The 22972-nt window shown below is 60.1% G+C and carries 18 protein-coding genes; 15 read left to right on the top strand and 3 right to left on the bottom strand.

Annotation, left to right across the window (positions count from 1 at the left end; all coding sequences use genetic code 11):
* Positions 1-162: 162 nt before the first annotated feature.
* Positions 163-675, top strand: coding sequence for a DUF6306 domain-containing protein (locus WB528_RS19995; protein ID WP_423890138.1), 513 nt, complete (start codon positions 163-165; stop codon positions 673-675).
* 253 nt (positions 676-928) lie between these two features.
* A complete protein-coding gene (ctaD, locus tag WB528_RS19990; RefSeq protein WP_423890137.1) occupies positions 929-2536 on the top strand; it encodes a cytochrome c oxidase subunit I in 1608 nt (535 codons plus the stop codon).
* Positions 2537-3046: 510 nt separating this feature from the next.
* Here ctaD and WB528_RS19985 read toward each other — a convergent pair.
* The 3 genes from WB528_RS19985 to WB528_RS19975 form a co-directional block, all read right to left on the bottom strand.
* Positions 3047-3424, bottom strand: coding sequence for a hypothetical protein (locus WB528_RS19985; protein WP_423890136.1), 378 nt, complete (start codon positions 3422-3424; stop codon positions 3047-3049).
* A 985-nt stretch (positions 3425-4409) separates the two neighbouring features.
* Positions 4410-5447: a slipin family protein gene (locus WB528_RS19980; protein ID WP_423890135.1), complete on the bottom strand. Its 1038-nt coding sequence runs from the start codon at positions 5445-5447 to the stop codon at positions 4410-4412.
* Positions 5419-9861 carry a chemotaxis protein CheB gene (locus WB528_RS19975; protein WP_423890134.1) on the bottom strand — a complete coding sequence of 1481 codons (4443 nt, stop codon included), beginning with the start codon at positions 9859-9861 and terminating at the stop codon, positions 5419-5421. The genes WB528_RS19980 and WB528_RS19975 overlap by 29 nt, the downstream gene beginning before the upstream one ends.
* A gap of 422 nt (positions 9862-10283) precedes the next feature.
* On the opposite strand from WB528_RS19975, the gene WB528_RS19970 reads away from it, so the two are divergent.
* From WB528_RS19970 to WB528_RS19910, 13 genes are all read left to right on the top strand, one after another.
* Positions 10284-10649, top strand: a complete 366-nt coding sequence (locus WB528_RS19970; protein WP_423890133.1) for a response regulator — start codon at positions 10284-10286, stop codon at positions 10647-10649.
* Positions 10650-10946: 297 nt separating this feature from the next.
* Positions 10947-11276, top strand: a complete 330-nt coding sequence (gene ndhC / locus WB528_RS19965; protein WP_423890132.1) for an NADH-quinone oxidoreductase subunit A — start codon at positions 10947-10949, stop codon at positions 11274-11276.
* A gap of 5 nt (positions 11277-11281) precedes the next feature.
* The gene (locus WB528_RS19960) at positions 11282-11905 is read left to right on the top strand and encodes an NADH-quinone oxidoreductase subunit B (RefSeq protein WP_423890131.1); all 624 of its coding nucleotides are present in this window, start codon (positions 11282-11284) and stop codon (positions 11903-11905) included.
* Between the two features lie 3 nt (positions 11906-11908).
* On the top strand, positions 11909-13678 hold the full coding sequence (gene nuoC / locus WB528_RS19955) for an NADH-quinone oxidoreductase subunit C/D (protein ID WP_423890130.1): 1770 nt from the start codon (positions 11909-11911) through the stop codon (positions 13676-13678).
* Positions 13665-14153, top strand: a complete 489-nt coding sequence (nuoE, locus tag WB528_RS19950) for an NADH-quinone oxidoreductase subunit NuoE (protein ID WP_423890129.1) — start codon at positions 13665-13667, stop codon at positions 14151-14153. Before nuoC ends, nuoE begins: the two co-directional genes overlap by 14 nt.
* Positions 14150-15439 carry an NADH-quinone oxidoreductase subunit NuoF gene (nuoF, locus tag WB528_RS19945; RefSeq protein ID WP_423890128.1) on the top strand — a complete coding sequence of 430 codons (1290 nt, stop codon included), beginning with the start codon at positions 14150-14152 and terminating at the stop codon, positions 15437-15439. The genes nuoE and nuoF overlap by 4 nt, the downstream gene beginning before the upstream one ends.
* A 3-nt stretch (positions 15440-15442) precedes the next feature.
* On the top strand, positions 15443-18181 hold the full coding sequence (gene nuoG, locus WB528_RS19940; RefSeq protein WP_423890127.1) for an NADH-quinone oxidoreductase subunit NuoG: 2739 nt from the start codon (positions 15443-15445) through the stop codon (positions 18179-18181).
* Positions 18174-19124 (top strand): NADH-quinone oxidoreductase subunit NuoH, encoded by a 951-nt coding sequence (gene nuoH / locus WB528_RS19935; RefSeq protein WP_423890126.1) that lies wholly within the window; start codon positions 18174-18176, stop codon positions 19122-19124. The genes nuoG and nuoH overlap by 8 nt, the downstream gene beginning before the upstream one ends.
* An 18-nt stretch (positions 19125-19142) precedes the next feature.
* Positions 19143-19658 (top strand): NADH-quinone oxidoreductase subunit NuoI, encoded by a 516-nt coding sequence (gene nuoI / locus WB528_RS19930; protein ID WP_423890153.1) that lies wholly within the window; start codon positions 19143-19145, stop codon positions 19656-19658.
* Positions 19659-19722: 64 nt separating this feature from the next.
* Positions 19723-20247: an NADH-quinone oxidoreductase subunit J gene (gene nuoJ, locus WB528_RS19925; protein WP_423890125.1), complete on the top strand. Its 525-nt coding sequence runs from the start codon at positions 19723-19725 to the stop codon at positions 20245-20247.
* Between the two features lie 11 nt (positions 20248-20258).
* Positions 20259-20552, top strand: a complete 294-nt coding sequence (gene nuoK / locus WB528_RS19920; RefSeq protein WP_423890152.1) for an NADH-quinone oxidoreductase subunit NuoK — start codon at positions 20259-20261, stop codon at positions 20550-20552.
* Between the two features lies 1 nt (position 20553).
* Entirely contained in the window at positions 20554-22440 is a 1887-nt protein-coding gene (nuoL, locus tag WB528_RS19915) for an NADH-quinone oxidoreductase subunit L (RefSeq protein ID WP_423890124.1), read from the top strand.
* Positions 22437-22972, top strand: a 536-nt coding sequence (locus WB528_RS19910) for a proton-conducting transporter membrane subunit (RefSeq protein ID WP_423890123.1), incomplete at its 3' end; no start/stop codon positions are given. The genes nuoL and WB528_RS19910, both read left to right, overlap by 4 nt.

The following is a 22972-nucleotide window of genomic DNA, read 5'->3' as shown; positions in this document are numbered from 1 at the left end:
TTATGTATCTATTTTTCCGCATTAACACGCCAATATTTCTCGTTTGCAAAATTGGAGAAAGGGTCGAGAGTACTTTGCCTCGACCAAAGATTTTATCCGACACTACATGGTGGACGATGCGAGCGTTCTCGCGCGCCGCTTTGGGGCCTTGGGATCGAAGCAATGGGCAAAATCGAGTTGCAACAACCAACGAACCACGGCGTTACGGTTCACGATTATTCATCACCTGCTTGCTGGATGCATGAAGTCGATCCGGGCTATCTCGGGTATTGGTCTCGCCAAGAAGTCCTCGTCTTTCTCAAATCGCTACTGGAGCAAGAGCGCGGTGGCACCAAAGCTTTCGCAAACATCGGTCAAGCAGCCAACCTGAAAATTGCTGACCTAATCCTCGGGTCTGAATTGGACCAAGGAGAGATTTGCGTGCTGCTCCAAAACGAAATCGCGATGAGAGGGGCGGCCGTCGCAGTTCCCCGCAAAAGGCTGACCAACGAACATCGCACGAAATGCAGCCTTGAGCACGCGATTGCATCCGCGACAGCTAATCAGGCTGAGTTGGTCCAGACGATCGAGCAAGCCGTTCCAAATATTTTTGATCCAGAATTGAACTCTCATCTCACTAAAATGCTGCAACTGCATCGGAAGCAAATAGAGCAACTCAAAACCCTTCTCACATAGAGGCGTGGGATCATGCGCGTTCTTCCACACGACCGTCGATCCGACCGCACGGCAAAAATGAACTGCGACAGCAATGATCGTCGAGACGGGTAAATCGGCATGCCGAGAGATAGGCTTGGGCCGCCGCAATGTGTCCTTTTCGCTTTCATTCGCGGCCGTCACCCCTGAGAACGGATGGCATCAGCATAAAACCCTATTTCCATCCCAGAAAGCGTGTAGCGTAATCGAATAATCGTAATCGAAGAACCTACCGATGCTCTCTGCTGCTGATACAACGAACTATTTCGATACGCGCGGTCACCCTACCGGTTGGCGGCGCTATCTTTATTCAACCAATCACAAAGACATCGGCACGATGTACTTCGTGTTCGCGATGTGCGCGGGGTTGATTGGCGGAATCCTTTCCGTCGTGATCCGGATGGAACTGCAGCAGCCGGGTCTGCAGATTTTCACCAATACGCACACCTACAACGTGTTCGTGACCGGCCATGGCCTGATCATGATCTTTTTCACGCTGATGCCGGCGATGATGGGCGGATTCGGCAACTGGATGGTACCGCTGATGATCGGCGCACCGGACATGGCGTTTCCGCGCATGAACAACATTTCGTTTTGGCTGCTGCCTGCGTCGTTTGCGCTGCTCATCATTTCGATGTTCGTAGAGGGCGAGCCTGGCGCAAGCGGCGCTGGCACCGGTTGGACGCTGTACGCGCCACTCTCGACGTCCGGTCACCCCGGCCCGGCCGTCGATTTCGTAATCCTGTCGATCCATATCGCGGGCGCTTCTTCAATCCTGGGTGCGATCAATTTTATTACCACCATCTTCAATATGCGCGCCCCAGGCATGACCTTGCATAAGATGCCGTTATTCGCATGGTCGGTCCTCGTGACCGCGTTCCTGTTGCTGTTGTCTCTGCCTGTGCTTGCCGGCGCGATTACCATGCTCCTTACCGACCGCAACTTCGGAACGACGTTTTTCGGCGCCGAAGGCGGCGGGGATCCGGTGCTGTTTCAGCACCTGTTCTGGTTCTTCGGCCATCCCGAAGTCTACATCATGGTGTTGCCGGGCTTCGGCATCGTCAGCCATGTTGTCTCCACTTTCAGTCGCAAGCCGATCTTCGGCTACCTAGGAATGGTCTATGCAATGGTTGCAATCGGGTTCATCGGCTTTGTCGTCTGGGCTCATCACATGTACACCGTCGGCATGTCGAGCAGCGCCCAAGCCTACTTTGCGTTTGCCAGCATGGTGATCGCGGTGCCGACCGGCATCAAGGTCTTTTCGTGGATCGCCACCATGTGGGGCGGCTCGATAGAATTCAAAACGCCGATGTTGTGGGCGATTGGTTTTGTTTTTGTGTTCACGATCGGGGGCGTCACCGGTGTTGTGCTCGCCAATCCGGGCGTCGACCGGGTGCTACAGGATACTTATTACGTGGTTGCGCATTTCCACTACGTGCTGTCCCTCGGCGCCGTTTTCTCAATCTTCGCGGGTTGGTACTACTGGTTTCCGAAAATCACCGGATACATGTATTCAGAAACCATCGGCAAGCTGCACTTCTGGCTGACCTTTGTCGGCGTCAATCTAGCGTTCTTCCCGATGCATCTCCTCGGACTGTCGGGAATGCCCCGACGCATTGCCGATTATCCGGACGCCTTTGCGGGTCTGAACCAGATTGCGTCTGTCGGGTCCTATATTTCTGCCGTAGGCTTGATCGTATTCTTCGTGGGCATGGCCTATGCCTTCTTTCGCAAGCAGGAGGCTGCCGACAATCCGTGGGGGCCCGGTGCGACCACGCTGGAATGGACTCTGTCCTCACCACCACCATTTCATCAGTATGAAGTTTTGCCGCGTATCGAATAATTGCACCGGAGAAACCACGTACATCACAGGCCAGTTGGAGGACACCCGATTGCCAAAAGAGACGCTCAAGCAGCGGGACAAAAGAGAACTGGATCTTCAACTGGACGAGGAATTGGAGGGAACATTTCCGGCCAGCGATCCATTGAAGATAACTCGCTACTCCAGCGAAACCCCTGCCCCCGCAAGACCGTCGCGGAGCACCAATATCGCGCTGAGGCCGTCACGTTACGCTCGGAAGCTACTTAGAGGCTGTCTGGCGGCCAAGCGATCACCAAGCTTCAAGTGACGAGTCACCCTCTGACGCAAATCCGTTGGGCGGCAAATTGCCAAATGGCTGACGCCGATAGTCAGTTGGAGAAGGACGGCTACTGGCTGGCGCGACCTGGCTATGGGTATCCTTGGGGGATATCCACCGAGGTCGCGACTGGGTCTTTTCGAGAACTCTTAATCTCACCGGCATCACCGCTTACCGAAGGGAGAGCGGAATTGCCGCTCTCTCCGATCGATCCGTTAATGCTGGGCAGGCTTCGCGGGCACGGAGGCGGGGCTGTTGTCGGGACGAGCTTGGCCCGTCGTGGCGCCGCTCGCGTTTGACATCTCCAATGCACTCATGCCGTTCGGGCCTATGGTCATCAATATGGGGGTGCCATCTTTGGTTTTGGCCTGGATCAAGAAGGCGTCTTGCAGGACCTTGACCTCGGAGAATCCGGCCTTTTGCAGATCTTGCTTGAGCTTTTCTACGCTCAGAACAGACTGTTGACCTGCGTTTTTCTGTTCGGCAGCATTTGGTGAAGGTGAATTGGTCGCGCCGGTCGTGGACTGAGCAAAGGCAGTTCCCGAAACAGCAAGCGCCAACGCGAGGGTGGACATGAATACGGCATTACGCATGACATAGCTCCTGTGCTTTCGAAATTCATCTCTGAGACGAACCTAATTAAAGACAGTGCGCCACTTAATCGTTCCATGGCCTGATCTGCGTAGTTTCCGAGTCTAGCCGACTGTTAAATCGGTTACTGGCCGGAATTCACCGGCGGCACCGGTCGAGAAATGGTACCGGAAGCCTTCACCTCCACCTTGTCAACCTTCGCCGGGAGTTGATGGCTTGCTATCAAGAATTGGGCGCCGAGCATGAAGGACATGAAGAGGACATATACCCACCACGGACGAGAACTCATCACTGCCCGAACGCTGTGTGACGTCTCTTGGGACGCGCTATTGAACCCAGTCGGGTGCGGTAGGAGCCCAACCAAGCGAGTAGCAATCGTGCGGGGATCAGCACAAAGCACAGCCCTGTCGGGCAAAGCGCTAATTAACGCGGCCAATCTCCGAGCCGCAGTTTCTCCCGGCAACCGAGCCAATTTGGCAGCCTCCTGCCACGGGTCCACATCCGACCGCGCCAATCCGGAAAGGACGCTGATCGACATCCCGTTTCTGTCCTCGCCAATCGGCGCGAATAGAAAGTCATTGAATTCGGATGGAGGGAGAGGAATTGGTACAGGCCGCAGCATTTTAGCCACCGATATTCGTCGTCCGTCATCGAACAAACAGCTCGTGATGCTTTTTCGATCCATCGAATTAAGGTTATATCGGGCTACGAATAGTCGGGGTCAGGATCGGAAAATACCTAGACACGCGCTTTTTCCCACTGGCAAATATCCTATAGTACACCCAACATTTTGTGTCCCGGTCGCCAGCGGGCGCTCGTTAAAGGCGTCCACCGTCCGCGTGATTAGCTCTTTCGCTACGCTCTCGAATGCGTCGTCGAACGTTACGATCATCGTGTCCGGATACAATGAGGATAGCACTAAGTAGTTTCCGAACGTGCCTTGGCACGACGCTGTCGAGTAATCACTTCGCCGAATGCTTTCGTTCCTCACGCGTTCAATGGGAGTTCATTGGGCGGCACAAGCGCAGCGCCGTTGGCACCTCGTGGCTTGCCAGCCTTGTCAAGAAGTTCGAGGAACGGCTTGACGATATCGATCGGCATCGGAAAGACGACCGTGGAATTCTGCTCGGCGCCGATCTCGGTCAGCGTTTGCAGATAACGCAGTTGCATGGCGGCTGGGATGCTCCCGAGAATCTGTGCGGCGTTGACCAGGGTTTGCGACGCCTGAAACTCGGCTTCCGCATGGATAATCTTGGCGCGCCGGTCGCGTTCGGCTTCCGCCTGTTTGGCGATCGCGCGCACCATGTTTTCCGTGAGTTCCACCGTTCTGATCTCGACGTTGCTCACCTTGATCCCCCAGGTTTCGGTCTGGGTGTCCAGAATGCTCTGTACATCCGTGCTGAGCTTCTTTCGTTCCGAAAGCATCTCATCGAGCTCATGCTGACCCAGCACGGCGCGCAGGGTTGTCTGCGCGAGCATGTTCGTAGCGGGAAGATAGGATTGAACCTGAATGATGGCTCGTTCGGGGTTGACGACGTTGAAGTAGAGCACCGCGTCGACCTTCATTGACACGTTGTCGCGAGAGATCACGTCCTGCGTGGGGATTTCGATCACCTGGATGCGTAAATCCACTCGCACCAGTTCCTGAAAGAACGGAACCAACAACACGAGGCCCGGTCCTTTGACCTTTTGGAAGCGTCCTAACGTAAAAACCACTGCGCGCTCATATTCGCGCAAAATCCTCACGCTTTTGGCGAAAACAAGTGCCACAACCAAGACGATTGGGATGACATAGGCATATGATGAGAAGAACATGGCGGCGCTTCCTCCGGGATGAGAGTAAGAGATATTCAGCGCCGAACGCGAAGCGGCCGTACAAGTCGATGCAGCACCCCGTCGGCCGCAGCCGAAATCGGGTCGCCTTACCTGGGGCTGTGATGAAGGATATGGCGCAGTGATGCCGCCACGATAGGTTCGGAAACTACGTACCTGTTGCTTACTGCGGGGTCGCGACCGGCGATTCACGTTGGACGGGCGGCTCGTCCGCAACTGTCTCGGCGGCGGCAAGCGCTAACCGCGCAAGCGCGGGAAGAGACTTGACGCCGGTTTTCTTCATGATCGAGGCGCGATGGGTCTCGACCGTGCGCTGGCTGATGCCGAGATCGGCGGCGATATTCTTGCTGGGGTGGCCGGCGAGGACCAGGTCCATGATCTGCCGTTGTCGCGGCGTGAGAGCCGCAATGTGGTTCGCCGCGGCCTCCCGCCAGGCGAGCGACTTGCCCGAATCTCGAGATTGCTCGAGAGCGCGGTCGACACTGGCGCGCAGGTCGCTGTGATGGAACGGCTTCTCGATGAAATCCAAAGCGCCCGCTTTCATGGCCTCTACCGCCATCGGCACGTCTCCGTTGCCGGTGATCATGATGGCGGGCAACCGATGGCTCGAATGGCTTAGATGCTGCAACAATTCGAGGCCGCTCATTCCGGGCAGGTATGCATCGACCAGCAGGCAGGCCTCGCGGCTTGGACGATAGGCTTCGAGGAAGTCCTCGCAGCTCGCAAAATCTTCGACGGTGCGGCCGTCCGCCTCAAGTACCTTGCGGATTCCGTCGCGTATATGACTGTCGTCGTCGACAACATAGATGACTTGTCCGGAATTGTGGTGCTCTTCGGCGGCGTGACCGCTTGGTGGAAAATGGGTTGCGGATGGCGACGCCGGGAGGAGGCGTTGCACGACTTGATTTAGCTCCTTCAACCGCACAGGCTTGTTGAGTTGGACGCAGTCATGACGCGCAATATCGCGCAGCGTGCTTGTCGATATGTCACCGGTCAGGACGATGACGGGGATCCGACGATGAAGTTGCGCGCGCAGCTTGTCAACAACCTGGAGCCCATCCAGTCCCTTCGGCAGATTGTAGTCCGCAAGGATGAGATCAGGCCGGATCTTGCCTCGCGCGACTAGATCGAGTGCGGCGATCCCGTCCGGCGCCGTGGCAGTATGACAGCCGTGGTCCTTGAGCAGGAGATCGAGGAGCTTGCGCACCTCGGGGTCATCCTCGATGATCAAAACGGCGCCTGTGCGTTGCACCTCCTCGGCAATCGTCTCATCGATTGCCGGTTGACGGTCTTTCACGTGTACGGCGGCTGAACTCAGTGGGAGCATGATGTCGATCGCGAAAACCGAGCCCTTGCCTGGCTGTGAGCGAACACGCACCCGGTGGCTGAGAAGATCGGCCAGACGCTGTACGATCGAAAGACCGAGGCCGAGGCCGCGGCTGCGTTCGCGCGCGGCGTTGTCAATCTGGTGGTATTCGTCGAAGATCGTCTGAAGTTCTTCGTTGGGGATGCCGACGCCGGTATCCCAAATTTCGATGCTCAGCACGTCTTTGCGGCGTCGGCAACCGAGTAATACCTTTCCTCGCGTGGTATATTTCAACGCATTCGAAAGCAGGTTGCGGATCATCTGCTCAAGCAGACGCGGATCGCTGTAGGTCGATAGACCACACTGGACAACTCGCAGGGCGAGGTTTTGCGCTTGTGCGTGATAGGTGAACTCGTCCTTCAATCGGCCTAACAGATCGGCGATCGGGAAACTGACCATCTCCGCGTGGACGGTGCCCGCTTCGAGCTGGTTGATGTCGAGCAGCGCATTCAGCATCCCCGACATGGCCGCAGCTGTCTCGTCGAGCCGCGCGACCAGCTCCAAGGCCTCTTCCTTCCTGTCGTCCCTGATCCTTCTGTCGAGCGCGCCTCGCATCAAGCAGAGTGCTTGCAACGGCTGGCGGAGGTCATGACTTGCAGCAGCGAGAAAGCGCGATTTGGCGACATTGGCGAGCTGCGCTTCCCGCTCGGCCGTCTCCAAGGCATCCGCCGTATGCCTCCGTTCAGTGATATCGGCAAAGGTGATGACGACGCCTTCGACGCCGTTGTCCTGGGTGTGATAGGGCAATATCCGGCGGATGTACCAAGCGCCACTCCGTGCTTCGATCTCCCGCTCAACGGCCTTAAGGGTCTGCAGCACCGCTCGCGCGTCTGCGAGAAGCGCGCTATCGGCCGCCAGTGAGTTTAGGTCCGCGAGCGGTCGGCCGATATCGCCGGGAATGACGCTGAAGAGCGCCTTGGTGGCCGGCGTAAAAAAACGGATGTTGAGCTTGGTGTCGAGAAAGAGCGTCGCGACATCGGTGCTGTAAAGGATATTCTGCAGATCGTTGGAGGTCGTACGCTGCCGCTCCAGCGTTTCCTGAAGCTGACTATTGAGAGCGGTCAGCTCCTCGTTAAGCGATTGTAATTCTTCCTTCGACGTCAGGAGCTCTTCATTGGTGGATTGGTATTCCTCATTTAAGGACAAGGCTTCTTCGTTGATCGCTTTCTGTTGTTCGCTGGATATCTCAAGGTTGCGAATAGCGCCCAACAGTTCTGTTCTCGTGACCTCAAGTTCCTGCTCGAGTTCAGCGACCCGGGTAGCGTTTAATGGCGTGGCACGGCGTGCTTTCTTTTGCTCGCGCGCTGGCTCATCGATGAAGCAGACCAGCAAGAGGTTCTCACCCTCGCCCAAAACCGGATGTACGGCGATGTTGAACGCGTTCGCGCCCTGGTTCGCGCGGCCGCCCTCGACGACAACACGCAGATTTTCTTGAGTGGCCCGCTGTATGGCGGATCGAAGCCTGATGCGGATGTTGGGGCGTGCCATGGCGAGCAGATCGCGCGTCGGATGGCCCGCCGGTACGTGAAGATAGCGATCGGTCGGTCCCTGATAATAAAGACATTCATGCTTGTTGTTGATCAGCACGGCCGCCGGCGCATAACTCTCCATCACCAGCCGCCTGCAAAGCTCGGCGAGTGTGGTTTGGCGCGAGGGAGCAGGGTCTTGTCCGGCGTGCGCGGGCAGGGGCAGGCCGTCACTGACGCTCTGCGAAAAGCCGAGTTCGCCGGGCCGGCTGCGGCCGATGTGCCGGTAGATCCGCTCGGGTTTGGAGATCGCTTCAAAACGGCCGTCGGCGTTGACCACCGTCTCCGAGTTGCCGAGCAGAAGAACGCCACCCTGGCGCAACGCAAAGTGGAAGAGCGAGATAACCTTCGCCTGTGCCTCGGGGAGCAAATAAATGAGAAGATTGCGACAAGAAACCAGGTCAAGACGGGAAAACGGCGGATCGGCCAAGACATCTTGTACGGTAAAGACCACAACAGCTCGCAGCTCGGGCAAAACCCTGTAGCCTTGATCTTCCTTGGTAAAGAAGCGGGCCAGACGTTCCGGCGATACCTCCGCCTCGATCGTTTCCGGGTAGAGCCCTTCTCTGGCGCTGGCGATGGCGTCCGAATCGACATCGGAGGCGAAGACCTGGAGCTTGATGTTGCGCTTCGCCGCGCTGATCTGCTCGCGGAAGAGCATGGCTAAGGAATAGGTCTCCTCACCCGTGCTGCACCCCGCTATCCAGATTCGCAGCGGCTGATCGGGCGCATGGTTGCGGACCAGGTCAGGAACGATCTTCTCCGCCAGGAGATCAAACACCTTCGGATCACGGAAGAAGCTGGTGACATTGATGAGCAAGTCCTTGGCGAGAAGGTCCAACTCACGAGCGTCGCCATGCAGGATCTTGAGATAGCGATCCATATCGTCGGTCTCGACCGCCGCCATCGCCAAGCGCCGTTCGATCCGACGTTGCAGCGTCCCCGGCTTGTAGAGGCTGAAGTCATGGGCGGTCTTTGCGCGCATAAGGTCAATGATCTTGTGCAGCCAATCCTGCGCCGCATCCTGTGGCCGCGAGCCGTTCTGCGTGCGCGTGACGGCCATCCGCCGATCGTATTTGACGAGCGCGTCGGGAATCTTGGCGACGGAAAGCACTAAATCCACCGCACCCGTCAGAATCGCATTGCGTGGCATGCCGTCATGGGCGGCCTCGTCGGGGTCCTGCGCGATGACGAGCCCGCCTTTTTCCTTCACGGCTTTCAGCCCTAGGCTGCCGTCGGCCCCGGTGCCCGACAGGATCACGCCGACAGCACGCTCGCCGTAATCCTCCGCCAGAGAGTGCAACAAAAAGTCGAAAGGCAAGCGCGCGCCGTGACGCGCCAGCGGCTCTGAGAGGTGCAGAGCGCCACCGCCGATCGATAGATAGGTCCCGGGAGGAATGACATAGAGGTGGTCGGGCTCAAGCGGCGCTCCATCTGCGGCTTGGCGCACGACCATCTGAGTGTGGTCGGCCAGCAGGTCCACCATCATGCTTTCGTGGGTCGGATCGAGATGCTGGACGAGGATGAAAGCCATGCCGTTACCGGCGGGAAGGGCTTCGATGAACTTTCTACAGGCGTCGAGGCCACCCGCCGAGGCGCCTATCCCGACGATGAGGAAGTCGTCTGGTCCCCGCGGGGGGCCGCGCACCGGCAGCGCACACCCGGTTGATCGGGGACGCGTTGTTTTGGTCCGAGATGGACGGCTTCTAGGCATTCCCCATTCGTCCTCCGGAAACGCCCGTTCGTGGGAAGGGGTCGCTAGAGGATATTATAGGTTCTCTACCTCGGCAGCGCGAGCGGCATTGACGCGCGTCGGTGGCGCCGGGCGGCCGGAGTAGACGTCGGTCTACGTAGTTTCCGGGCCTGCTGTGGCAATCTCATATCGGCTATGGTTGGGGCTCCCGGGGCCCAGAGCGGACCGGTATCGGCCAGCGTGCGCGTTATCGGGCTCAATGCTTGCGCCGCCGTGCCAGATTTGGCCCTCCCCCGCGCCCTCTTGCTCGAAAGGGACTGTCTTTGACAATGCACATTTCCCGCCGGCGATCCACTTTGGCCCGTGCGTACCGCAACGCGCCCGAATTGCTCGAGCGCATCACAATGGGGTGAATGAAAGCGATGGGGAAGCGAAGTGAATCGATGAAAGCGCTCCGCGTCCTCGTGGTGGAGGACGAGATCCTGATCGGCATGCTGCTTGCTGACACACTCGGCGCGATGGGCTATGAGGTTTGCGCAATCGAGGCAACAGAGACCGGCGCGGTGGCCGCCGCCGCTCGATGCAACCCGGATCTGATGATAGTAGATGCGCGGCTGCGCGATGGAAGCGGTGTCACGGCGGTCGAGGAAATACTCAGAACCAGATGGGTCCCGCACGTGTTCGTCAGTGGCGAAACTTTGACGATACAAGCACTGAGACCGGGCGCAATTGTGATCCAAAAGCCTTTTCGTGAAATGGACCTCAGTCGCGCTATTCAACGCGCACTCGATGCCGCAGCCTCCTCTTAAATCCACGACGCATGTCCTGGCCGGACCGTCGGCGGCGATCCAGGTTTTTGATATTCTTTGCTAAATGCGAGATTCCGGAATCCAGCAACCTGGACGAGAGCCCGCGAGGCTCTACGTAGTTTCCGAACCTTTGCGCAACGGCCACGTTCGATAATCTATGAAGATTGGCGGTAGCTACCGTCGCTTGCCAAGGATTCGACAATCAAAAATACAGTCGGGGTTCGGGCGATGGAACATGCAACTCCGGTTTGGCCTCTGGTCCTGTACTGTGCCGCAGTCATTGCTCTCGTTGGTGGTATGACTGCCGTTTCCTATGTTCTCGGACAGCAACATACCAGCAAAGCGACGATCGAGCCGTTCGAATCCGGAATCGTGACCGTCGGCTACGCGCGGTTCCGCTTGCCCGTGAAGTTTTACCTCATCGCGATGTTCTTCGTGATCTTCGACCTGGAGACGGTGTTCATCTTCGCTTGGGCGGTCGCGTTCCGTGACGTCGGCTGGGTCGGATACATCGACATGCTGGTGTTCGTGGGAGTCCTCGTCGCCGCCCTCGTCTATCTATGGCGGCTCGGCGCGCTGGATTGGGGGCCACAGCGGGAACGGCCGCCCGCTCATTATCGGAGCTGACCGTGATGCGGTGGCAGTTGACCAAATCGGCGCCGGCGGCCAGTGACTCGGTTGATGAGTCGATCAAGCGGCATCTCATTTTAACGCGGCTACAGGACATTGTCGCCTGGGGTCAAAAGAACTCCATCTGGCCGTTCAATTTCGGTCTTTCCTGCTGCTACGTCGAGATGGCGACCGCATTCACGAGCAAATACGACATCGCCCGTTTCGGCGCAGAAGTCCTGCGCGCCACACCTCGTGAAGCCGACCTGATCGTTATCTCGGGCACGGTTTTCCTCAAGATGGCGCCGGTCATCAAGCGGCTCTACGATCAGATGATGGAGCCGCGCTGGGTTATCTCCATGGGCTCCTGCGCCAACTCCGGCGGCATGTACGACATCTACAGCGTTGTCCAGGGTGTCGATAGCTTTCTGCCCGTGGACGTCTACGTGCCGGGATGCCCGCCGCGCCCTGACGCGCTACTTGAAGGTCTCATTCTGCTGCAGCAATCAATCGGCAAAGAGCGCCGGCCGCTGAGCTGGACCATCGGTCCGCAAGGCGTGGAGCACCCGAGTCATCCAAGCTTGCGCGACCTCAAACGCTCCGAGCGGCAGCAGGCCACGGACCTGCGCACCCCGGACGGGATCTGACCGATGCTCGCCGGTCTCGCTCGCCAGGAGGTCTCTCCGGCCGTGGGCGCGGAGTTAAAGGAACGCTTCGGAGCAAAGACGTTCGTGTCGCAATCGACACATGATGAGATCCCGACATTCTGGGTCGCACGCGCGATGGCGCACAGTGTCCTCGACTATCTCCGGACAGGAATAACGCGCCCGTATCGCATGCTCTTCGATCTTACCGCCATCGATGAGCGTCAGCGTCTCCATCGCCAGGACCAGCCGGCGAGCGACTTCACGGTCGTCTATCACCTGCTTTCCTACGAGCGTAACGCGGACGTGCGCATCAAAGTCCCGCTCACCGGCAGCGCGCCCACGCTCACCACGGTAACGGATCTCTGGCCCGCGGCGAACTGGTACGAGTGCGAAGCCTGGGACATGTTCGGCATCACCTTCGATGGGCATCCACATCTGCGGCGGATCCTCATGCCGCCGACATGGAAGGGCCATCCCCTGCGCAAGGACCATCCGGCGCGGGCGACGGAAGCAGGCCCATTCGAGCTCTCGGAAGCAAGAGAGGATGTGGAACAGGAGGCGCTACGCTTTCGGCCCGAGCAATGGGGGCTGCGCCGCCGCAGCGAGACCGACGAGTTCATGTTTCTCAATCTCGGGCCGAATCATCCAAGCGTACACGGCGTCTTTCGGATCGTGCTGCAGCTCGACGGTGAGGACATTGTCAATGCGGTGCCCGATATCGGCTATCACCACCGCGGGGCCGAGAAGATGGGCGAGCGTCAGTCCTGGCACACCTACATCCCCTACACGGACCGCATCGATTATCTCGGCGGCGTGATGAACAACCTGCCCTACGTCCTGGCGGTCGAGAAGCTGGCCGGGATCGAGGTGCCCGACCGCGTGCAGGTCATCCGCGTCATGCTGGCCGAGCTGTTCCGGATCATCAGCCATTTGGTGTTTTACGGCACCATGGCTCAGGATGTCGGCGCGATGTCGCCGGTGTTCTATATGTTCACCGACCGCGAGCGCGCCTTCGAAGTCATCGAGGCGATCTGCGGATTCCGGATGCATCCGAGCTGGTTCCGGATCGGCGGGGTTTCACAGGACCTGCCGCAGGGCTGGGATCGTCTGGTTCGGGAATTCCTCGACTATATGCCGTCGCGGCTCGACGAGTACGACACGCTCGTGATGAAGAACCGCATCTTCAAGCGGCGCACCCAAGGGATCGGCGCCTACGGCCTGGATGAAGCCATCGGCTGGGGTGTTACCGGCCCCGGGCTCAGGGCCTGCGGTTCTCAATGGGATTACCGCAAGCAGCGGCCCTATTCAGGCTACGAACAATTCGAATTCGAGATTCCGACCGGCAGCCGTGGCGACTGTTACGACCGCACGGCGGTGCGCGTCGAGGAGATGCGCCAGAGCCTGCGCATCGTGCGGCAATGCCTCGAGAACATGCCTGAGGGATCCTACAAATCGCGGCATCCCCTAACCACGCCGCCGCTCAAAGACCATACGATGCACGACATCGAAACCCTCATCACACATTTCCTGAATGTAAGCTGGGGGCCAGTGATACCGCCCGGCGAGGCCAGCGTCTGCATCGAGGCCACCAAGGGCCTCAACAGCTACTATCTGATCAGCGACGGCGGCACGATGTCCTATCGGACACGCATCCGGACGCCGTCGTTTCCTCATCTTCAGATGATCCCGCTGATGTGCCGAGGCTCCATGGTGGCGGATCTAATCGCCATCCTCGGCAGCATTGATTTTGTGATGGCCGATGCCGACCGTTGATGACACCTCCGTGCTGAGCCCGGCCGAGATAGAGGCCGTCACGGCCTTGGCACGCCAGTACGAAGCCCGACGCGGCGCCTGCATCGAGGCGCTTCGGATCGTTCAGCGTTCGCACGGTTGGATATCGGACGAGCGATTGCGTGAAGTGGCGCGCCTCCTCGAAATGTCCGCGGATGAGCTGGACGGCGTCGCCACCTTCTACAACCTGATCTTCCGTCGGCCGGTCGGGCGTCACGTCATCCTGATCTGCGACAGCGTCTCCTGCTGGATCATGGGCTACGAGACGCTGCGCGATGCCTTCCACACCCAGCTCGGCGTGCGGTTGGGCGAAACCACCTCCGATGGCCGCTTCACCCTTCTGCCGATCGTTTGTCTCGGTGCCTGCGACCACGCTCCGACGATCATGATCGACGACGACCTCCACCACGATGTCGACGCGGCGCACTTGGACGCGCTCCTGGAGCGATATCCATGACCGGAGGAAGGGAAGAGCGACCGCTCACGCAGAATATCCGGCCGGGCGAAGAGCCCCTCGATATCGAGACGTATCTGCGAGCCGGTGGTTACGCGGCATTGCGCAAATCCCTCGGCGGCATGACGCCCGAGGAGGTGATCCACGAGGTAACGGCGTCCAATCTGCGCGGGCGCGGCGGCGCCGGCTTCCCGACGGGCAAAAAATGGAGCCTCCAACCTGCCGACGTCGATGCTCGGGCGCGCAAATACCTCGTGGTCAATGCCGACGAGATGGAGCCCGGCACTTTCAAGGACCGGTTGCTGATGGAGGGCGACCCGCATCAACTGGTCGAAGGCACCGTCGTCAGCGCCTTCGCGATCCAGGCGAGCGTCGCCTACATCTTCCTGCGCGGCGAATACACGCTTGCCGCCCAGCGTCTGCAGCGCGCAATCGACGAGGCGCGCGCCAAGGGCTATCTCGGCAAGAACATCATGGGTTCGGGGTTCGACCTGGAGCTCCATCTGCACCGCAGTGCAGGACGTTATATTTGCGGCGACGAGACCGCGATGCTGACCGCTCTCGAGGGCAATCGCGCGATCCCGCGGGCGAAGCCGCCCTATCCGCAGATCAGCGGACTGTGGGGCAAGCCCACAGTGGTGAACAACGTCGAGACCCTTGCCAACGTGCCACACATCGTCAATCGCGGCGCCGATTGGTTCCGTGGTTTGGCGCGTGGCGAAGACGGCGGCACCAAGATCTATGGCGCCAGCGGCCGGGTGAAGCACCCCGGCGCGTGGGAGCTGCCGATGGGCACGACGATCCGGGAGATCCTCGAAGAACACGCAGGCGGAATGCGCGATGGCTACGCTTTCCGCGCCCTTCTGCCGGGCGGCGCGTCAACCCAGTTCCTCGTCGAGCAACATCTCGACGTCGCGATGGATTTCACATCAGTCGAGAAAGCCGGCAGCCGGCTCGGAACGGGCACAATGATCATCGTCGATGACCGGACGTGTCCGGTCGGGCTGCTGCACAACCTCCAGCACTTCTTCGCGCAGGAATCTTGCGGCTGGTGCACACCCTGTCGGGATGGACTGCCCTGGGTGGAGCGGCTCCTGGCGGCGATCGATGCCGGACAGGGAGAGATGCGCGATTTGGAGATTCTGGAAATGCATACCGATTTCCTCGGTCCGGGCAAAACCTTCTGCGCGCTCGCGCCCGGCGCCATGGAGCCGCTCGAAAGCGGCCTGAAATGTTTCCGGGGGGATTTCGAGCGGCACATCCAGCTCAAACGCTGTCCGTGGAGATAGAGGATGCCGCGCATCAACATCGATGGCACGGACTACGACGTAGCGGCGGGGCGCAATCTGCTCCAAGCCTGCCTCTCGTTGGGCATCAACCTCCCCTATTTCTGCTGGCACCCTGCGATGGGATCGGTCGGTGCCTGCCGCCAGTGCGCGGTGAAGCAGTTCCATGGCGACGACGACCAGCACGGGCGCATCGTCATGGCATGCATGGTCGAAACCGCCGAGGGCGCGCGCATCTCGATCGGCGATCCCGAGGCAGTGAAGTTCCGCGCCAGCGTGATCGAGTGGCTGATGACCAATCATCCGCATGACTGCCCGGTCTGCGAGGAGGGAGGCGAGTGCCACCTCCAGGACATGACGCTGATGACCGGGCACGCCTATCGCCGTTATCGCTTCAAGAAGCGCACCTTCCGCAACCAGTATCTGGGGCCCTTCATCACCCATGAGATGAACCGGTGCATCGCCTGCTACCGCTGCGTCCGCTTCTATCGCGAGTACGCCGGAGGCCGTGATTTCGATGTTTTCGCGGCCCACAATCATGTCTATTTTGGCCGCCATGAGGACGGCGTCCTCGAAAACGAGTTCAGCGGGAACCTCGCTGAAGTCTGCCCGACCGGCGTGTTTGACGACAAGCCGTTCGCGAAAATTTACGAGCGCAAATGGGATTTGCGGGGCACGCCATCGGTCTGCGTGCATTGCGCCCTCGGCTGCAACACAACGCCCAACGAACGCTATGGAAAGGCGCGCCGGATCCTCAACCGTTACAATGGCGAGGTGAATGGCTACTTCCTCTGCGATCGCGGCAGGTTCGGCTTCGACTTCGTCAACAGCCCTTTACGTTTACGTCAGCCCCTCCTGCGAAGGGACGCCCGCGAGAAGCCCGAGCCGGCGACGAAGGCTGAGGTCCTGCGCCGTCTGAAGGAGCTGCTGTCATTGGGCAAAGCGGTCGGCATCGGCTCGCCGCGGGCCTCGCTCGAAGCCAATTTCGCGTTGCGCGAATTGGTCGGCGCCGAGCGCTTCTATCTCGGACTGTCATCGAGCGAGCAGGAGTTGCTCGCCCTGATCATCGACGGCCTGCAGCGCGGTCCGGCGCGCGCCGCCTCGCTCAAAAACGCCGAGCAGGCGGATGCGGTGCTAATTCTGGGCGAAGACGTGCCTGATACCGCTCCCCGGCTCGCGCTAAGTCTTCGGCAGGCGATCCGCCAGAGATCGCTGGAGACCGCCGACCGGATGAAGATTCCGCGATGGCAGGACGCAGCCGTGCGCAATGCCGCGCAGCAGGAAAGGAGTCCACTCTTTATTGCCACGCCAGACGCGACACGGCTCGACGACGTGGCAACGTACCCGTTCCGCGGCGCGCCCGCCGATCTCGCCAGGCTTGGCTTTGCCGTGGCGCATGAGATCGATCCCGCATCCGCCGCCGTTCCGGATCTCTCGGACGAAGTTGGCGCGCTTGCGCGACAGATCGCCGAAACGCTCAGGAACGCGGAGCGCCCGCTCGTTGTGACAGGCACTGGATGCGCCAGCGCAGCCGTGATCCAGGCCGCAGCGAATGTGGCCTGGGCGCTGTGCGGGGCTGGTCGTGCCGCGGAGCTGTCCTTCGCGGTGCCCGAGTGCAACAGCCTGGGGCTCAGCCTCATCGGCGGCGGCACGTTACATGACGCCTTCGAGGCGGTCGAACAGGGCGCCGCCGAGATGGTCATCGTGCTCGAAAACGACCTCTATCGACGCGCCGAGCGCGCGGCCGTCGATCGCTGCCTGGATCGTGCGCGCTATGTCGTAGTGATCGACCACCTGCTGCATGAGACGGCTCGGAACGCGGAGATCGTGCTGCCCGCCGGCGCCTTCACCGAGGCCGAAGGCACCTTGGTGAGCAACGAGGGCCGAGCCCAGCGCTTCTTCCAACTTCTCGTGCCGGAGGGAGGTATCCAGGAGAGCTGGCAGTGGCTGCGGGATTTGCTCGACACTTCCGGCCGTGACCCAGGCTGGACACGGCTGGATGAGGTGACTGCCGCTTGCGCCAACGCGTTGCCAACGCTCGCCTCGATTCCACTGGTGGCGCCCGGTGCGAATTTTCGCGTCAATGGCGCCAAGATTCGGCGCGAAACGCATCGTTCCAGCGGCCGTACCGCGATCCACGCCGCAGCCACAGTGCACGAGCCCAAGCCGCCCGAAGATCCGGATTCGCCGCTCTCTTATACGATGGAGGGCTACTACGGCCCCATGCCATCCGCGCTCGTTCCCTATTTCTGGGCTCCGTCATGGAATTCCGTGCGGGCGGTCAACAAATTCCAGGACGAGGTGGGTGGTTCGTTACGCGGCGGCGATCCGGGCATCCGCCTCATTGAGCCCACTTCACACACAGCGACGCGCTACTACGACGAGGTGCCGGAAGCCTTCGCGAAGCGGGACGGCGAGTGGCTAATCCTGCCGTTGCACGAGATTTTCGGCAGCGAGGAACTGAGCCGTCTGGCGCCCGCCGTGGCCGAGCGCGTTCCGCAATCCTATCTCGCTCTGAACGCTGACGATGCGGCCAGCCTTCACATCGCGGAGGGCGCGATGGTGGCGGTCGACCTGGGCGGGGATATATTTCACCTTCCGGTCAGAGTGCGGCCCGACTTACCGTCGGGTGTTGCCGGCATGTTTGTTGGACTTTCCGGGTCGATCGGCCCTCTCTTGCCCGCTTGGGGGAACTTGACCGTGGAGCCCGGCGCGGTTGTCGGCGAGGACGGCCATCATGAGTGAACTGGCCTCTGGCATCGCGAACGTCTTCGGCATCCTGATCGCGCTGGTTGGGTTCGCGGCTTACCTGACGTGGATCGAGCGGCGGCTGCTAGGCTTTTTCCAGGACCGCTACGGGCCAAACCGAGTCGGTCCGTTCGGCGTCTTTCAGGTTGTCGCCGACATGATCAAGATCCTGTTCAAGGAGGATTGGATCCCGCCTTTCGCGGACCGCGCAGTGTTCGTACTGGCGCCCATGATTGTCATGGCGGCGCTGCTGATCGCGTTCGCCGTGATCCCGATCGCTCCCGGCATCGGCGTGGTCAGCCTCAATATCGGATTGCTGTTCTTTCTCGCGATGACGTCGCTCGCTGTTTACAGCACGGTGCTTGGGGGCTGGGCATCAAACAACAAATACTCGCTCATGGGCGGCGCTCGGGCAGCGGCGCAAATGGTGAGCTACGAAGTCTTCATGGGACTGTCGCTGGTCGGCGTCGTCCTGATGGCGGGTTCGTTCGACCTGACAGACATCGTCCGGTCCCAACGTGGCGTGTGGTACATCGTCCCGCAATTCCTCGGCTTCGTTGTCTTCCTCATTGCCGGCATTGCCGAGACCCACCGCCTGCCGTTCGATTTGCCCGAGGCGGAGAATGAACTGATCGCCGGATTCCATACCGAATATTCCGGGATGAAGTTCGGCATCTTCTTTATCGGCGAGTACGTCGGCATCGTTCTCATTTCGGCGATGATCGTGACATTGTTCCTGGGTGGCTGGCTCGGCCCGGTGTTGCCGCCGCTACTATGGTTCATGGTGAAGCTCGCCTTCTTCGTCGGCTTTTTCATCCTGCTGCGCGCGGCGCTGCCGCGACCGCGCTACGATCAGCTCATGGCATATGGCTGGAAGGTGATGTTGCCTCTCGCCCTGCTGAATATCGTTGTCACCGGTGCTGTGCTGCTGGCCGCGTGAGGCCGGAGAGGAATAATGATGTTTAGCGATCTACGAACACTCTGGACCGTCTTTCTCCACCTCTTCCGTCGCCCGGTGACCGTGCAGTACCCTGAGCAAAAGCCCTATTTGCCGCCGCGTTTTCGCGGCCGCATCATCTTGTCGCGGGACCCCGACGGCGAGGAACGATGCGTCGCCTGCAATCTGTGCGCTGTCGCCTGCCCGGTCGGCTGCATCGCACTTCAGAAGACGGAAGATGAGCACGGTCGCTGGTACCCCGAATTCTTTCGGATCAATTTCTCACGCTGCATCTTTTGCGGCTGGTGTGAGGAGGCCTGTCCGACCTACGCAATCCAGCTCACACCCGACTTCGAGATGAGCGAATACGAACGACCCAACCTCGTCTACGAGAAGGAGGATCTGCTGATCAGCGGCACCGGCAAATATCCCGACTACAGTTTCTGGCGCGTTGCCGGCAAGGCGATCGGCGGCAAGGACAAGGGCGAGGCCGAGCGCGAACAGCCGCCGTCAGACCCGCGCGGGCTTCTCCCATGATCGGCCCCTATCCGCTTGCGTACGTCGAGAAACAGCAAAAAAGGGAGAACCCTTTCAGGGCGCCATGACGATCGCCTTCTACATAGCTGCGGCTGTTGCGGTTGTTGCCACCGCGTTGGTGATTATCAATCTCAACGTGGTGCATGCGCTGCTCTGCCTCGTCATCTCGTTCCTGGCAGTGGCGATCGTCTTCTATGCTCTCGGCGCTCCCTTCGCGGCGGCTCTCGAAGTCATCGTCTACGCCGGTGCGATCATGGTGTTGTTCGTCTTTGTGCTCATCATGCTCAATACCGGAGGGGCCGCCATCCAACAGGAGCGGCACTGGCTGACGCCCTGGATCTGGGTCGGACCGGTCGGATTGGCCGCGATCCTTTTGGGCGAATTCGTCTATTTGCTGTGGCGCAATCCGGTGGCCGCCGCGAGCGGCGCCCTGGTCGAGCCACGACAAGTGGGTGCATTGCTCTTTGGTCCCTACCTGCTCGCGGTGGAGCTCGCGTCCATGCTGCTGCTCGCAGGACTGGTCGGCGCCTACCACGTCGGCCGTACGGACCGGCCAGCGGCCGACGAACGCGGGAGGATGGAGCGGTGAGCGTCGTCTTGATGCAACACGCACTCTTGCTGGCGATGGTCCTGTTCGCGCTCGGGACGATCGGCGTCCTGATGCGCCGCAACCTTATCGTCATGTTGATGTCGGTCGAGATCATGCTGAACGCCGCCGGGCTGGCTTTCATCGCTGCGGGCTCGCGCTGGGGACAGGCCGATGGTCAGGTCATGTTCATCCTCATTCTGGCCTTGGCAGCAGCGGAAGTCGCAGTTGGCCTCGCGCTCATCCTGCGGCTTTACCAGCGGCTCGACACGCTCGATGCCGATGCCGCGGACAAGATGCGAGGTTGATATGTTCAGCCCCCTGGCATTCATCCCGGCTTTCCCACTGCTCGGCTTCGCCATCTTGTTCGTGACCGCGGGCTTGCTGCCGAAGCGCTGGATCACGACCATTGGCGTCGGCTCTGTCGGTATTTCGGCACTCCTCGCTCTGATCGTCATGTTCGCCTTCCTGGGCGCGCCACAGCCCTACACCAAAGTCGTCTGGACCTGGATCGCCGTCTCCGGCCTTACACCGCACGTCGGTTTCTATCTCGACGCACTGTCGGGTTTGATGATGTTGGTCATCACCTTCGTCAGCTTTCTCATCCACCTCTATTCCGCCGAGTTCATGAGCGCGGACGAGGGATACAGCCGCTATTTCGCGTATATGAACCTGTTCGTCGCCTCGATGCTGGTGCTGGTGTTGGCAGACAACCTGCTGTTCCTCTATCTCGGTTGGGAGGGTGTCGGCCTTTGCAGCTATCTCCTGATCGGCTTCTGGTATCGTGATCCCGCCAACGGGCTCGCCGCGCGTAAGGCGTTCATCGTCACCCGGGTCGGCGACACCGCGATGGCGATCGGCGTCTTCGTTCTCTTCACCAATTTGGGCACGCTCGACATCCAGCCGCTGATGCAGCAAGCCGTCGTGCATTGGCCAGTAGGATCGGCGCTGCCGATCGCGGCGGCAGCATTGTTGCTCGGCGGCGCCGTCGGCAAATCGGCGCAGTTGCCGCTGCAGACATGGCTGCCCGACGCGATGGCTGGCCCGACACCGGTCAGCGCGCTCATCCATGCAGCGACCATGGTGACGGCTGGCGTCTATCTCATCGCCCGCACGCATGTTCTCTACGATCTTGCGCCACCGGTCCACACCGCCGTGGCGGTAATCGGCGCGCTCACGCTGCTTCTGGCCGGCTTCAGCGCACTCAATCAGACCGATTTGAAGCGCATCCTGGCCTACTCGACGATCAGCCAGATCGGCTACATGTTCCTTGCGCTCGGGGTCGGCGCCTGGTCGGCAGCCATCTTCCATTTTATGACACATGCCTTTTTCAAGGCCCTGCTGTTCCTCTCCGCCGGCGTCGTGGTTCAGCGCCTCGGCGATGAGCACGATATTTTCAGGATGGGCGGACTGCGGGAGCGGTTGCCGCTCGCCTTTTGGAGTTTCTTCATCGGCAGCATCTCGCTCGCGGCGCTGCCCTTGATCGACGCAGGCTTCTACAGCAAGGACCTCATCCTCTGGGAAGCCTGGTCCGACGGCGCCTTGGGTCCCTGGTTGTGGGCCGCAGGACTGTTTGGCGCCTTGCTGACAGCGATCTATATCTTTCGCGCCGTCTTTGTCGTGTTCTTCGGTCCTCTCCAGCTTGAACCCACGGGACCGACCGGTTGGCGCATCGCCATCCCGTTGGTCGTGCTCTCGATCCTCGCGCTGACCGGCGGCTTCGTCGAAATCCCACCCTACCTCGGCAACGTTCCGGCTTTTTCCGAACTCATGCAATCTGCGCTGCCGGCCCCTCGTGCGCTGGTCTCCGCAGGATCGAGCCTCGAGGTCATATTATCGGCAATCGCCGCCGCGGTCGCCATACTTGGCGTCGGCATCGCCTATATCGCATTCCGAAGTCGGCCCGCCTTCCTGCAAGCGCTGGTTCAGTCGCCGGCGAGCCTTGCGCTGCAACACTTCTGGGAAACTGACTGGGGCTTCGACTGGCTGTATGACCGGGCGCTGGTCCGCCCGTTTCTCTGGTTTGCCCGAATTGACCAGGGCGATTTCATCGATCGCTTCTACACTGGCCTGGCTTCGCTGAGCCGGCTGGCCTACCGGCAACTCAGCGAATCCGAGACCGGCCGCGTACGCCGGTACGCCGCGGGGATCACGGCGGGCTCCATTGTCCTCATCGCGATGCTGGTGTTCGCATGATCCTGCTCTGGCTCATTCTCACGCCACTTATTGGCGGCGTACTCGCGGGTTTCACCGGGCGCCGCAACAATGTCTGGCCGCGCTGGCTCTCGCTCGCCTGTTTGGCGATCGATCTTGTGATGATCCTGGCGCTGTGGGCGACACATTACGGCGCTGCGGTCACCCCCAACGGGACATGGCTTGCTCAGATCGATTGGCCTTGGATCCCGCAACTCGGCATCCGGCTTCAGCTCGGCCTGGATGGCCTGAGCCTGTTGCTGATCCTCCTTACCCTCGGGCTCGGCGTCATGTCGGTGATCGCTTCCTGGAGCGAGATCACTGAACGCGTGGGCTTCTTCCACTTCAATCTGATGTTGACCCTGGCGGGTGTGATCGGGGTCTTTCTGGCGCTCGATCTCTTCCTGTTCTTCTTCTTCTGGGAATTGATGCTGGTTCCCATGTATTTCCTGATCGCCGTCTGGGGGCACGAGCGGCGGATCTACGCAGCAATCAAGTTCTTTCTGTTCACCCAGGGAAGCGGGTTGCTGATGTT

Origin of the sequence: Bradyrhizobium sp. (assembly GCF_049586575.1) — a bacterium.
Taxonomy (GTDB): Bacteria; Pseudomonadota; Alphaproteobacteria; order Rhizobiales; family Xanthobacteraceae; genus Bradyrhizobium.
Note: the sequence above shows the minus strand (reverse complement) of the source record. Positions and strands in the feature narration are given on the sequence as shown.